We start from the raw sequence: 13,883 nt of genomic DNA, 5'->3' as shown, positions 1-13,883 counted from the left end.
ATACAGTAGAGGAATTTCCTTTTCTACTAACGTTTAAACCCCATCGATTCGAATCATTTTGACAAAACGGGTACTCTTTCAAGAGCTTGTGTGATGAGACTCCGATCACTTCTTAATCGCTCGTCCGGATCAGGACCGAACCATTCGAGGCTAGCCGTCAAGTGATCGAGATGACCTGAAACGTCTTCAAAGAACCGGTGATAATCGACGATCCCTTCGAACAATGGAACCATCCCTTCCCGCGATCCGCTTGCCGCATAGACATTTGCTGGTTCAAAAACTGAAAACTGTTCAGCATTCGCCACTGTTTTTAAGTGTAGGTGATCCACATACGCTGCAAGTCTGAAGTATGCTTCGACGGGATCTGCCTTTGATTCGATGACGTGTAAGACGTCAAAGTTGATCCGACATGCCGGGTGATTGATCGCTTGTAATAAACGTATCGTTGCCGCAACCGTATCCGTTGCAGTGTTCGGATGAAATTCAAGTAATAATCGCTGTCCTGCAGGATCAAGGACACGACAAATCCCCTTCAATCGATAAACGAGTTGATCCCATTTTGCATCGGATAAGGTATGGCTCGCCTCATTACCAGCAAAGATGCGGATACGCTCCGTTCCGATTCGTGTCGCTAATCGCGAGAGTCGTTTTGTCTCCGCAAGTAGTTCTGACATCGATGCGTTTAAATTTAAATAATGACTCAACATACTGACGTTCAGATGGGACGAGTTCAGCCGATCGACTTCTTCCATCCTTAAATGTTCAGCATGAACGCCCCAGATATCAATGGCGTCAAAGCGTTCTTCTGAAGCAAAATCGATCAAATCATTAAATGAACGCAGATGATGCCGATAGCTGATCGTGCAAAGTGCGAGTTTCATGTTCAATCCCCTCCTGTCGTTGATACGCATGGAACGTGTCGACGAGTTGCCGTTTAATTGCACTCTCCCGTGCCCATTGTTCTTCGATCAATCGTTCGATTTCCAAGTACACTTCCGGTTGACGCGTTACAGCATATTTAACAGCCCGATGCTGGATGACAGAGTATTGATTGACTAATGTTTCAACCTCATCCGTCCATTCTTCAAAATCAGATGTCTGCAAGTCGCGTCCAATCGTTTCATATAAATAAGCAAATGCATGCTCATAGGCGTATTTTCGAATGGCAATGACAGGTAACTGCTTTAAGGCATTCGGTAATCCCTCAGGTTGTTTACGATAGTGATGCACAACACGTCTGACTGCCTCGGTCAATGGATGATGTACGTTTAGACAACTCATGAAATAGGCACTTACCGTCGTCGCGTCCGGTATTCGAACATCCGTACTCTGAAACGCGAACCCACCAGCGACAGCAGGATGACGTACCGCTTCCAGAATACGCTCGCGTGCAACATCACCTTCATATCGGAAATCAGGATCAAGCATGTGCCATACTTCCGGATTTTCTGTCGCCTCTAACATGACGTAGTGGGGAAACACATCATGGTGAAATTTATTTTCGCGCTCAGGTAGACTAGCTAAATCCAACATGACAATCACTGACTCGTCCTCGTTTTTCTGTTCGACTCGTTTAATAAGATGTGCGATATTCAGTTCCTTTGATTGCTCGTGATCATACCATTCTTCGACAGGTATGCCATAAAGCTGTTCATACCAAACAAGCATCTCCTGATGATCGATCTTCTCATCATGATGTGAGAGGACATAATCGGCTGACAAGGAGAACGAAGAGTCCCACACGCCAAAGTAATAGGGACGATGGTCCGCGTCCGATCGTTTGATCGTCTCGCAGACGCAACTGACGAGACAGTGTACTTTAATCATGTGCGACCTCCTGTAAAACAGACATCAACTCTTCTACTCGCATTTTGGGCAGGGCTGACATGTGCTCATCGGGAATCACTAACCCGTGTTCCAATTCAAGGTGAAGCAACAGATGAATCAAGCGCATCGAATCGAGTCCTAGATCATCTCGTAGAGAGTCTGTTGTCGAGACAGCGACAGATGATGACCATTCGAGCTGTTCGGTCAGTATATCTTCGAATTGCGCAATCGTTAAACGGGACATGTTTGTTCCCCCAATCGTTTTCTACTCACTTTCCCATTCGCAGACAGCTCGATTTGCTCAACGATTTGCCACTCCGTCGGTCGTTGATGTGGTGCGAGATGCTTCATACAATGTTGTTTCAGTTCTTCCTCTGATGCTGTCGTCACGAGTTGAGCGCAGACGCGCTCTCCTTGAAACGCATCCATTCGTTTAAAGACGACGACAGTCTCGACGGTCGGAAGCTGATACAAGACATCTTCGACTTCCCCTGGATAGACGGATAAGCCAGACACATTGATCATCTCATCGAGCCGGCTAAGAAAGTGCAGCCCGTCTTCAAAGTACATCAAATCCTTCGTACCGATCCGTACGCCTTGTTGCGAAACGACTAATTCTGCTGGTTTTCCCTTCGTGCCCGTTTCAATCTCAAGATGCTCTAGTGGAAAGCCGATCGCTTGCGGACTCGACGGATTCGGATGAAGTGCGATACAGCCGATTTCTGAACAGCCATATTGTTGAAGCAAATGATGTGTCTTCCGTTCAATCGAACGGAACCACTTTTCTGGTAATGTCATCCCGGAAATCATCACTGCGTGAACTGTTTGCGGGAACAAACTCATCGCATACGCCAGTCCCGGTGCCGTATAGATGATCGCGTCCGGATGCAAACGATGGATTGCTAGCACATGACGCGGTGAGAAGTCTTGTAGGATGACTGGTGTTGCTCCACGTCTTAAAGTCGCGAACACTCCACACAGTAATCCGAATGAGTGCGTCGTCGGACAAGCAACGATCGTCGCTTTCGTCGTCAGCGGAAAACTGTTCGTATAAGCATTCAGTTCCGTCTCGATCGACTCCCATGTCCGGTGAATGATTTTTGGTAGCCCCGTTGTACCGGAACTGAATTGAATCAATCCACCCGCACGTTTTTCTGCTTCCGGAAGCGAAACGATGGTCTCTTGATAAATCAAATAACCACATCCGGCTTGTGTCGCTAGACGCTCAGCACCGGAAACTGGCGTATCCGGATGAATGGGCAGGATCGTTCCATTCATTCGGCGCATCGCAAGACAAAGGGCTAACCACGCTTTTGTATCTGACGTACAGATGGCTACGGTCTTCCCTTCCGTTATGAACGATTGCTTCACCAGTTCATGTGTCGTCAATTCTTCTTCTGTCACCCATTCTTTCTCAATCCATAGCATGATCGTCTTCCTCTCCTCGTTGAACGAGTGAATTCTTTACATCGATTTGATTCGTCAAACCAAACCGTGGTGCCAGTAAGGCTTCTGCTGTTACTCTTTGTTCGTACCATCCGATTCGTTCTAGTCGGTCTCGATCAATCGGCAATCCTTCGATCGTCTGATGCATCCAATCAAAGAACGTCGCTTCACTCAAGTTCTCCGTCTGTTCAAGTTGATACGCTAGTTCCGTCAAATGATAGACGAATAATGTATCGTACAGCAGTTCGCGTAAGGCAAGCGGGTGTGACATTTCGTAATACGTGTTGAGCGGTGCATCAAAATCAGGATGTAGCCTCTTAAAATCGGGTACATCCGATGGATCGTCGAGTAACTCGGTGACGAACTCGACGCTATCATGAAAATCGCGGAGAATGATCCGTTCCGGCCATCCGTCCCGTAAGACAAGTAACGTATTCTGGGCGTGAGCTTCCACACCGATTCCTTTCTCAGTGACGAGTCGGATGATCGGTTCGAGATAGACAACGAAGAATCGACGAAGCCACCGTTCATGACCATATCGTTCCAACCACGGTCCTAGAAAATGTCTTCCGTCGACCTCGATTTGAGCAAGTGCCGTCAAAGGCATGACTTGCTCGCCCGGTTGAGCATACGTCAAGACGTTTTCTCGAAAGACACAGCCGACCCGACCCGCAAGTGGACCGCTCGAGCCGACGCATGAAGCAAATTCAGATAACAGCGTCACCGGCAATTCACTCGCCTGTTTTTTCAACCAATCCGATACTGCAGGAGCTGCCACGACATTCGGCACGGCAAAAGTCCGAACGGCTGACGTTTGCTTCAAGTCGAGTGGCAATTTGATATGCGGTAGTTCGGGGTGACCTGGACAAAAAACGGTTCGAATCGACTGCGTCGCTTGCACGAATACCCCGCCTTCTCCTAAGTCGATACCTCCGACTTGCGCCACCTCCTGCTTGATACGTGACCATTGCCATGGGTGGACAGGAAGAATCTGATAATCGATTCGATTCAAGCTCTCTAGCTTTTCCAAAAAACCGTGAAGTTTATGCTGTCCAAGTATTCGTCGAATCGGCATGATCCCATTTCCTTGAACGAGCGTAGGCGGCAAGGCGACCCAATGCAACTGGAAGCGATTGCCCGCTTCAGGTCCATATGCCTCGTGATCGGCACGCGAAAAGCCAATTCTTGATTTGAAGCAAGGATGGTAGGGATGCCCTTCGATGATGGTCTGCTCCAACTCTTCATAACCGAAGCCTGCTCGGTGGATTCGTAGACGATGTCGCTGCGACAAGTCATCGAAATCATGTGTACGTCGCAACTCTTCCTGAAAGTCGTCCGAGATCGGCAATTGCGTCAAAAGATACTCAAACCAGTCATTGACGCCGGATGACTTCGATGAGCGTAACGTCTTGATGTCGAGCCGTATTCGGTCGAACGGACCACGTTTGCCTTCGACTGTCACTTCACTATCTTTTAAGTGGAATGTAAAACAATGCTTTGTTCCGACAATCGTTTCAGTAAAAGGAAGAATCCGCTCAAATAACAGACTCTCAAGAAGTTGTTTGCAGATGCGTGTTTTGCTGTCGTAAAGCATAGTTTCCCTCCCGTAACGGATTATCCAAGTCGACGAAACAAACCCGTTCCCCCTCGACTTCGAGTTCATCGAGTCCTTGAAGGCGTGTTAGTAAATTCGCCTTGTATGGAAGTGTCGACGATTCTAACAACATCAAAAGCCAAGCTCTGCCTCTCCCTTCTAGATTTTCAACTCGTACCTGACACCATTCACGCAGTAACGCGATAGCAACTTCTTCGTTCAATAATGTGTCTGCTGCCAATCGGTCGATGACACTCGCTAGATGGTTCCAAATCATGTAGTACGTCAAACGCTCAGCAATGACTTCTTCTGAGTAGAACAACGTCGTATGCTTCAACTCCGGTTCTAGCAGGATGAAGGAATCTCGATTCGTGTCTGCTAAGTAATAGCCTTGATTATCCCGGACGTGATATCGAACTGGCCATCCTTTTTCAAATGTAATGAGACTATTTTGTTGATGTGCCTCGAGCCCGATTCCTTGTTCCTCATATAGTGTAACGATCGCTCCTAACGTCAACTCCAAGTACTGTTTCCACCACCGAGTGACATGCTCCGTTTCAATGGATCCTGACTGCCGGATGAGCCGCAACAGGAGTGATTCTGAATCCGGCAATGCTGGTTGGACGAGTGCTGCAACATTTACCGCGTGGGGTGCTGGCTCTCGCAAAATGACTTCGAATCCGGTCTCTTGTTTAGTCCGTATCGCTAAATATGCAGGATCGTGAATGAGGTCAAACGTATCAGGCAGAGACAGATGACGAAACAAGCGATACATCAAATAACCAGCCTCTAATTCATGCCGCTTATTGACGCGTCTTGAGTTCGTCACTTGGACAGGTATGGATAACTTCAACATATGACTTCGGTCGAGTGCTTCGACGGTCCGGATCGACGAAGTTGCGTTATAGAGTGGTCCAGTTGCACCATGATAACGGAGAATACCTTGCTCGATCCACAGCTCGACTGTCGGCTGACGCAACAGATACTCGGCTTGAAGCGGATGAATCGGAACGATTCGCTCTTGTGCTGTCGCCTGAATTGAGTTAGCCAGTTGGTTCTCCATCAGCTGACTAATCGTCTCGTAGCTACCTGAACGCTCCTCGAGCAATGTCTCATGTACCGTAAAATAGTGAAGTTGAAACGGCTGACGGAATTCAGGCGCATACGCTTTTTGTTGCCAGTCGGTCATACCGACTCTACTTTTCGGGGTCGGATGGAACCAATGACCACACCACAAGCGTTGTTCATAATCGATGAACGTCTCTTGCTCTTGTGCATTCAGTTGTTCCTCCAAAATCAATTGGATTGTCCGGTGACTGTCAAGAACACGAAAGAGTAAGTCCGTCTGATCCGGATCTTTTTGTTGAAGCCTGATGCAAAAGGTGATGATACAGGACATGGCTGACACTTCCCGCCATCCGCTTTTTGTCTCTTCACGGATTATTCCAATCTCGTGGCGTCCGATGATGGAACGACGTTTGATTTCGATGAGATACGGTTTCATCCAATAAAAAGAGGATATCTCGGATGCATCAAACGGTCTCTCGTTGACCCATTCGCCCGGGTTCACTTCTCTGATGTAGCTGTTCATGAACGATTGAAGCGTCACCTCGGTCGCTAATCGCTCGATTTGTTCTTCGCATGTTCGCACGCTCTACTCCTCCTCTTATTGAAAATCATTCTCATTCCATAACAATAGAAAAACGGGTTTCCCCGTTTTTGATGGTACGTATACGCACTTATGTTAAGTAAAACGTTTTCAAGTTCCTTCAATCCGTTTTCACAATCAATCAAATGCCAGAAGTCACGTATCGTCGTGAGATTTAACACCAATCAAACAAACGATCCTCCCTAACATTCGTACGACAAGGCGACGACTTTTTAGGTTCATTTATCAGCCTTCTCTGCCTCATTGTGAACTCCACCTGTAATGATAATCATTATCAATGGTGAGTGACATGGATTTTCTTTTCATTCTTCATGGACAAACAAAACAGTTCCTATCACTGATATTCGTATGCAATTGACGTAACATATGCATTCTCCCAAGTGGTCCCCACGGATCCCAATCGACACTGTCTGGGTAAAATATACGCCCCGTCCTAACGGCACGAAGCGTTTGCCACGCCTTCGTTCCTCGAATTCGTTCCACATCTGCAGGTTGACTCCACAGTATGAACAGACCATCCGGATCCAACTGCTGTAATGTTTCTAGACCGATCGTCATGTAGACGGTATGCGGAAGTCCTTCCACTGCTCGTAGACCGATTTCATTGAACAGAAAATCCAACATCGTATGCCCTGTTCGTCCGTAAAGTCTGATTTCTGAGTCTCTGATCCAAATGACGGCCCATGTCACATTCCGATTGAATTCGAACTGTTGCTTCACAATTGTTTCAAGCGTCTCGACTTCGTTGATGATATCAGTCGCTCGCTCAAGCATATCGGTTGCCGTAGCAACAGCATACAAGTAATCCTTCCAACAAGTTTGTTTCGGAATATCGATGACCGGACAAGACGTCAACATAGATGGTGATTCACCTCGTATCGGTGTCCGTAAAACGAGATCGAGATTTGATGTCTCGAACCATTCCGGTAAAATCGTTGCTGACGCGTCGTATAGTCGTGTACCTTCGATTTCACTTAAAAAGTCTGGAACCCCGTTCGCACGATATTGTGTCGGAAAAGACGGTGCGATGACCGGTTGAATGCCAAGTGCCAATAAGTGATCTTGCAACAACGCCTGACTCCAGATTCCGACCCGTGGAATCAACCGTTTCCGGTACTGACTTGGTGATAGTCCCTCACGTTTTTTAAAGAGACGACTGAAATAAAATTCATCATTGATTGATACACGTTCTGCGATCTCAGCAATCGTCCAATCTGGATGTGCAATCATCCACTCCTTCGCCCGTTGCATCCGCAATTGATGAATCAGTTCCTTTGGTGATTGATCGTAGTGCTTTTTGAATTGACGAGAAAACGTCGGCAGTGACATGTTCAACTCATTTGCCAAGTCACTGACTGTTCTTGATTTCCCGAGTTCTTCTAACCACTGGGACGTCACTTCCTCAAACGTCTGCTCATGACGACGTTCACTTAATTGCTCCAGCAGTTGATACAGATAGCGATGCTGTCTAAGAGAACCGGTTATTGTTTCTGGACAACTGTGCATTCGTTCTAAGCACTCCACTAGTTCATTCGTTGGTTGTCGGAAGATTGGAAATGGCGTCAGTTCAACCTCTAACTGATACAAAAGACAATGCCCCTCCTGAACGATGAATCGTTCACCTGATTTCTTGACGAAACAGGCTTCTCCCGCCTCTAGACGTTTTCTTTCCGTGTAGGTAATGCCAGCGCCTTGTATGACGACGATCAAACTCGGACGTAACGCCAATTGTCCTCCTGTTTGTAATGCGTGTTTCCTCACTCGAAATGTATGTAGTGCTTCTGTCATTTCCAACTCACTCCTAAAAACATTTGCTACCTGATGTTTTTTTCGTATATCAACTTTGAATTTCCCTAATTGATAATGAATATCATTTTCGTTAACACTATAGCATCACTCTGCCGGTTTTTGTCAACAACTGTTGCTAAAGTACGTTCCACCGTCACAACAAAAAAGTCCCTTCACCCAGTGTAATCTGAGTGAAGGGACTTAATTTTTAAGCCACACGCGACGACGAGTGTGTCTCCGCTGTTTTCTTACCAACGACTGCTCCGATCACCCCGCCGATGATCGCTGGAACGACCCACCCGAGACTGACGGAAGCAAACGGTAATACTACATCGAACACGTCCGTGACAGCTGAGACGTTAATCCCTGCTGTCTTTAATCCATCAAACAAGCTGATGAGGAATGTCATCCACAGCGCCCCTTGATAGACGGCTGGTTTGCCTTTAAAGAGTGGATGCAAGAACGTCAAGAAGATGAGACAGATCGCCAGTGGATAAAGCGTCATCAAGACTGGTTTTGAGACGGCGAGCAATTGATTCAGACCGATGTTCGCGACGAGTGCGCTGAAGACCGATAGACCAATCGTCCATTTGACGTATGAGATTTTCGGCACGAGGGTCGAGAAGAACGATGCACAGGCCGTGATCAACCCGACGCTTGTCGTCATACAGGCGACCGTGATCATCAGACCGAGCAAGATTGCACCGTATTCACCGAAGTAATGATCCGACACAGCCGACAAAATCTCCGCTCCGTTTGCAAGTTGACCAATCTCCGAGACACTCGACGCACCCATGAAGGCTAGCGCCGTATACGTGATTGCAAGTAAGGCTGCGGCAATCAATGACGCTTTCGTACAAATCAGCAACAACTGTCGCTTTGACGTGACGCCTTTTTCCTTGATCGCTGCGATGATGATGATACCGAAGACGAAGGCCCCAAGTGCATCCAGTGTCATGTATCCTTCTTGGAAACCGTTAAAGAAGGCATTCGACTGATATGTCTTCAAAGGATTCTGAAAACTTCCGATTGGATGAAGGACGGCGACGACGATCAAGAGACCGATGAACGTAATCTTGATTGGTGTCAGTACCTTACCGACAACATCGACGATCTTCGTCGGGTTCAACGACAAAAGACAAGCGACCGTGTAGAACAAGACCGTGAAGATGAGTAAAGGCCAGTGGCTCGTTGACTCACTGAAGAATGGCTTGATTCCGATCTCATATGAGACCGTTCCGGCACGAGGAATCGCAAAGAATGGTCCGATTGCCAGATACAAGATGACCGAGAACCCGATTCCGAATGCGGGATGGACACGTGACGCCATCGCTTGTAGATCGCGTTCCCCTGAGTACGCGAAAGCGAGAATCGCTAGCAATGGTAGACCGACACCGGTAACGAGGAAACCGGCATTGGCGACCCAGACATGCTCCCCTGCGAGCTGTCCGAGCATCGGTGGAAAGATGAGATTGCCTGCCCCGAAGAACAAGGCGAAGAGCATCATACCGATGACGATGATAAATGATGTTGGAACAGTTTTAGACATAATAAACCCCCACTGATGATGATCGACTTGATCCGCTCCCTAAGCAGATGAAGTACTTCGTTCGAAAGAATACCATACGTTTAAGAGCTCGTGCTAGGAGTTTATCTGGAGAATATTCTGAAAATTATGCAGAAAGTTTGATATAGCTTGTTTCTACATAATTTGTTACGTCTGTGCGTCGAAGCGTGAAACCGGATTCATAAGTTCATCTGACGGAGTAGAAGCTTTTACTTCTTTTTAAAAAAGAAGATAATATAAATTGTCCACAATGATGACTCTCACCAATCGACTTAATTCGTATGCAAAGAATCAAGTCTCCTTTGTCAGCGACACGTATAGTGAATAGTGAAAGGAGGGGAATAAATATTGCTCGATCAATTAAATCAATTGATGCGTTATATCGATGAACATTTGACGGAAGAACTATCACCTCAAGACATTACTCGACTGACAGGACTATCCGATTATCATTTTCGAAGAATGTTTTCTTATATGTCCGGGGTAACACTAACGGAGTATATTAAACAAAGGCGTTTATCAGAAGCGAATCGCGACTTAATTCAAGGTGCTTCTGTCACTACGGTCGCCTTCCAGTATGGCTTCCGTTCTGTAGAAGGTTTTTCGAGAGCTTTTCGTAACTGGTCAGGTTATTTACCGTCATTTGCTATAAAACATCAGATTCAAAAAAACTTTCCTCCCTTCACATTTTATTTAGAAATTAAAGGAGGAACTTCAATGGAGTTTAAAATCGAAGAAAAAAGTTCATTTTTTATAACGGGTGTCTCTAAACGTGTACCAATTCAATTTGAAGGGGTTAATGAATCCATCATTGAGCTTGCCCAATCCATCACGACGGATCAACGACGACAAATGAAGGCAATGGCCGATCTTTATCCTAATCATATATTGAATGTATCTTTTGATCATGAGGAACAATTCCAGGAAGAAACCGGTTCACTTACTCATATGTTAGGATATGCTACAACGCAAAAATTAACTGATTCCGGTATAGGACTTGAACAGTTGTACATCGATGCATCGACATGGGTCATTTTCCCGAATCGTGGACCTTTCCCAGCAACTTTACAAGATACGATGGCTCGATCATATTCTGAATGGTTACCTTCCTCTGGTTATGAATTGATTGACTTGCCTGCCATCTCCTTTACGATTCACGGTGACGACCCTGAACAGGTTTATAGTGAAGTATGGGTCGCAGTTTCAAAGAAAAGTAGTGAACAGTAATTCTATATATGTTGGCAAACGAAAAAGCCGTCTTCTCAGCAAACGAAGACAGCTTAAATGTCACACACTCCCTTAAATTATTTGAATTGAACTGAACCAAAAAAGTTAGACAATAAATAATTTGTCAGGCGACCTTGAGGACCTGAGTCCGGTATTCCACCGGGCTCAGGTTTTTTAGTCGCCTCTTGATACGACGATGGTTATAGTATTCGATGTAACGCTCGAGCTCACATTTGAAGTGGTCCATGTCATCGAACTCCTTGAGATACAGGAGCTCTGACTTGAGCACAGCGAAGAAGCTTTCGATGGCTGCGTTGTCGAGGCAGTTGCCCTTACGGGACATGCTTTGCGTAATACCGTGCTCGTGAAGCGTACCGACGAACGCTCGATATTGATAATGCCACCCTTGGTCGGAATGCAGAATCGGTCGGGCTTTCCCGTCGAGCTTCCCGATTGCCTGATCCAACATTTCACCAACGAATTGATAGGTAGGGCGGTCCGATAGGGTATAAGCAATGATCTCACGATTTCCCAAGTCCATCATCGGCGAGAGGTAGAGTTTCTCCCCGAACAGGTGAAACTCAGTGACGTCAGTCACCCATTTCTGGTTCAGGCCGGTGGCCTTGAAGTCACGTTGGAGAAGATTCGGTGCGACCTTTCCGACCCGTCCTTTATAGGAGCGGTATCGCTTCATACGGACAAGACATTTTAGACCGAGCTCATTCATGAGACGGCGTACGGTCTTCGGATCGTGCCGGAAGCCTTGGCGTTCGAGAAGTGCGTGGATGCGACGATAGCCACATCGTCCCTCGTGTTCGTGGAAGAGAGTATGGATAGCTGTCTTCACCTCCGCATACTTGTCCTCGCCCGTCAGGCGCGTCCGCCAATAGTAATAGACGCTTCGTGCCATACCGAGCACGCGAAGGAGTCCCGGAACGGGATAGACTGACCGCAATTCGTCGATTACTTGTGCCTTGATCTGGTTCGTCGCGCATTCTCTTCTTGAACCAAGGCTTTCAATTTTTTTAACGCAGCGTTCTCCATCTCGAGATACTCGATCCGCTCTTTGAGCTTCTCGACTTCTGTCATCTCTTCAAATTCCTTCTTCTTGCGTCTCGCCATCGGGGCACGTCCTTTCGGTCTGGCGACCAGACCTGCGGTCCCTTCCCGTTCATACGTCGATCGCCATCTCGAGATCGTCCCTGGGGAAGAAATTCGGTACTTTACGGCCGCCTCTATATTGGACAGCCTGTTGGTCACCATGTCGTTTAATACCTCCAGTTTAAATGCCAGCGAGTGGCTTGTATAGGAAGGATCGAAGATCGTTTCCCCCCAACGCTCATAGAGACGCGACCACTCGCGGATCAGTTCACGTGCTATCCCGAATTCTATCGCTACACCTCGGTATCCGTCTCGTCCTGTCAGATAACGCTCAGCGACTTGGACTTTAAACGCCTTTGTATATTTGACCATAAAAAACACCCCATAAAAGTTGGATTTTTATGTCCAACTTTTATGGGGCAGTTCAAATTGAGGGAGTGTTTTCATTTCTTTTTATTATTCCTAATTCAATCATCCTCTTACAGACCTTACGATCGTCGCAACCCCTTGCCCGCCACCGACACATAACGTCGCAAGACCATGCGTTTCACCCGTCCGTTCGAGCTCATGAATCAACGTGACGAGAATTCGCGCACCACTTGCACCGATTGGATGACCGAGAGCGATTGCTCCCCCGTTCCGGTTAAGTTTTTCATGCGGGAACTGAAGCTCTGCATCGACCGCGAGGGATTGCGCTGCGAACGCTTCATTCGCTTCAATGACATCGATATCGTCAAGCGAGAGTCTCGCTTTACCGAGTGCCTTCTGAACCGCTTGAACTGGACCGATTCCCATGATGCTCGGATCAACACCGGACGTTCCATTCGCAACAATCTCAACGAGTGGTGTCACGCCGAGTTCTTTTGCCTTCGCCTCTGACATGATGACGAGTGCGGCAGCACCGTCGTTAATGCCTGACGCATTACCTGCTGTGACCGTTCCGTCCTTCTTGAACGCCGGGCGCAAGCGACTGAGTTTTTCGACAGACGTTCCGGCGCGTGGAAACTCATCTTGATCAAAACGAATCGGATCGCCTTTTCGTTGTGGAATCAGAACCGGTGTAATTTCTGAGACGAACCGTTCTTCCGCTAATGCCGTCTGCGCTTTTTGCTGACTCGTCGCTGCGAACTGATCCTGCGCTTCGCGCGATAGTTCATACACATCGGCTAAATTCTCTGCCGTAATACCCATATGGTAGTCGTTAAAGGCACATTCGAGCCCGTCCTGGATGATCGTATCGACGAGCGGTTGGTCTCCCATCTTCAGTCCAGAGCGCGCACCCGCGAGGACGTAAGGTGCTTGGCTCATGTTCTCCATCCCACCGGCAACGATGACGTCAGCTTCGCCTGACTTGATCGCTTGATACGCGAGATGGACGGCAGATAGACCGGATCCGCAGACTTTGTTGACGGTCATCGCCGGACACGTCTCCGGTAACCCGGCAGCAAGTGCCGCCTGCCGTGCTGGATTTTGACCAAGTCCTGCTGAGAGGACGTTGCCGAAAAAGACTTCATCGACGTGACTTCCTGCGACACCAGCTTTCTCGAGTGCCGCGCGGATGACCGTCGCTCCGAGTTCCGTTGCTTTGACGTCCTTCAAACTTCCATTGAAATTCCCGATTGCCGTGCGCGTCGCACTGACGATGACGACTGCTTCACTCATCT

General features: G+C 47.5%; 12 protein-coding genes. 1 reads left to right on the top strand and 11 read right to left on the bottom strand.

The genetic code is table 11. From position 1 onward, the window contains the following. Positions 1-53: 53 nt before the first annotated feature. The 8 genes from ESP131_RS08470 to brnQ form a co-directional block, all read right to left on the bottom strand. Entirely contained in the window at positions 54-881 is an 828-nt protein-coding gene (locus ESP131_RS08470) for a sugar phosphate isomerase/epimerase family protein (protein ID WP_029341317.1), read from the bottom strand. Continuing rightward, positions 829-1,827, bottom strand: coding sequence for a DUF6005 family protein (locus ESP131_RS08465; protein WP_029341316.1), 999 nt, complete (start codon positions 1,825-1,827; stop codon positions 829-831). Before ESP131_RS08465 ends, ESP131_RS08470 begins: the two co-directional genes overlap by 53 nt. Continuing rightward, positions 1,820-2,071, bottom strand: a complete 252-nt coding sequence (locus ESP131_RS08460) for a phosphopantetheine-binding protein (RefSeq protein WP_029341315.1) — start codon at positions 2,069-2,071, stop codon at positions 1,820-1,822. Before ESP131_RS08460 ends, ESP131_RS08465 begins: the two co-directional genes overlap by 8 nt. Continuing rightward, a complete protein-coding gene (locus ESP131_RS08455) occupies positions 2,059-3,255 on the bottom strand; it encodes an AMP-binding protein (protein WP_047396108.1) in 1,197 nt (398 codons plus the stop codon). Before ESP131_RS08455 ends, ESP131_RS08460 begins: the two co-directional genes overlap by 13 nt. Then, positions 3,242-4,867 carry an IucA/IucC family protein gene (locus ESP131_RS08450; RefSeq protein WP_052169514.1) on the bottom strand — a complete coding sequence of 542 codons (1,626 nt, stop codon included), beginning with the start codon at positions 4,865-4,867 and terminating at the stop codon, positions 3,242-3,244. Before ESP131_RS08450 ends, ESP131_RS08455 begins: the two co-directional genes overlap by 14 nt. Next, positions 4,824-6,518, bottom strand: a complete 1,695-nt coding sequence (locus ESP131_RS08445) for an IucA/IucC family protein (RefSeq protein ID WP_069940408.1) — start codon at positions 6,516-6,518, stop codon at positions 4,824-4,826. The genes ESP131_RS08450 and ESP131_RS08445 overlap by 44 nt, the downstream gene beginning before the upstream one ends. A 327-nt stretch (positions 6,519-6,845) precedes the next feature. Beyond that, entirely contained in the window at positions 6,846-8,324 is a 1,479-nt protein-coding gene (locus ESP131_RS08440) for an AraC family transcriptional regulator (RefSeq protein WP_052169516.1), read from the bottom strand. A 208-nt stretch (positions 8,325-8,532) separates the two neighbouring features. After that, entirely contained in the window at positions 8,533-9,873 is a 1,341-nt protein-coding gene (gene brnQ / locus ESP131_RS08435; protein ID WP_047396111.1) for a branched-chain amino acid transport system II carrier protein, read from the bottom strand. A gap of 366 nt (positions 9,874-10,239) precedes the next feature. Between brnQ and ESP131_RS08430 the strand changes: the two genes are divergently transcribed. Further along, on the top strand, positions 10,240-11,118 hold the full coding sequence (locus tag ESP131_RS08430; protein WP_029341309.1) for an AraC family transcriptional regulator: 879 nt from the start codon (positions 10,240-10,242) through the stop codon (positions 11,116-11,118). A gap of 124 nt (positions 11,119-11,242) precedes the next feature. Here the strand turns inward: ESP131_RS08430 and ESP131_RS17065 are convergent, their stop codons facing one another. The 3 genes from ESP131_RS17065 to ESP131_RS08415 all read right to left on the bottom strand — a co-directional run bounded on the left by ESP131_RS17065 (position 11,243) and on the right by ESP131_RS08415 (position 13,881). Next, a complete protein-coding gene (locus tag ESP131_RS17065; RefSeq protein ID WP_419718458.1) occupies positions 11,243-12,097 on the bottom strand; it encodes an IS3 family transposase in 855 nt (284 codons plus the stop codon). Continuing rightward, a complete protein-coding gene (locus tag ESP131_RS17060) occupies positions 12,082-12,591 on the bottom strand; it encodes a helix-turn-helix domain-containing protein (RefSeq protein WP_069940407.1) in 510 nt (169 codons plus the stop codon). The genes ESP131_RS17065 and ESP131_RS17060 overlap by 16 nt, the downstream gene beginning before the upstream one ends. Before the next feature lie 99 nt (positions 12,592-12,690). Continuing rightward, a complete protein-coding gene (locus ESP131_RS08415) occupies positions 12,691-13,881 on the bottom strand; it encodes an acetyl-CoA C-acetyltransferase (protein ID WP_047391267.1) in 1,191 nt (396 codons plus the stop codon). Between the last annotated feature and the right edge of the window lie 2 nt (positions 13,882-13,883).

Source organism: Exiguobacterium sp. U13-1 (assembly GCF_001750115.1).
GTDB classification, from domain to species: Bacteria; Bacillota; Bacilli; order Exiguobacteriales; family Exiguobacteriaceae; genus Exiguobacterium_A; species Exiguobacterium_A acetylicum.
This window is presented reverse-complemented; position numbering and strand designations above follow the sequence as displayed.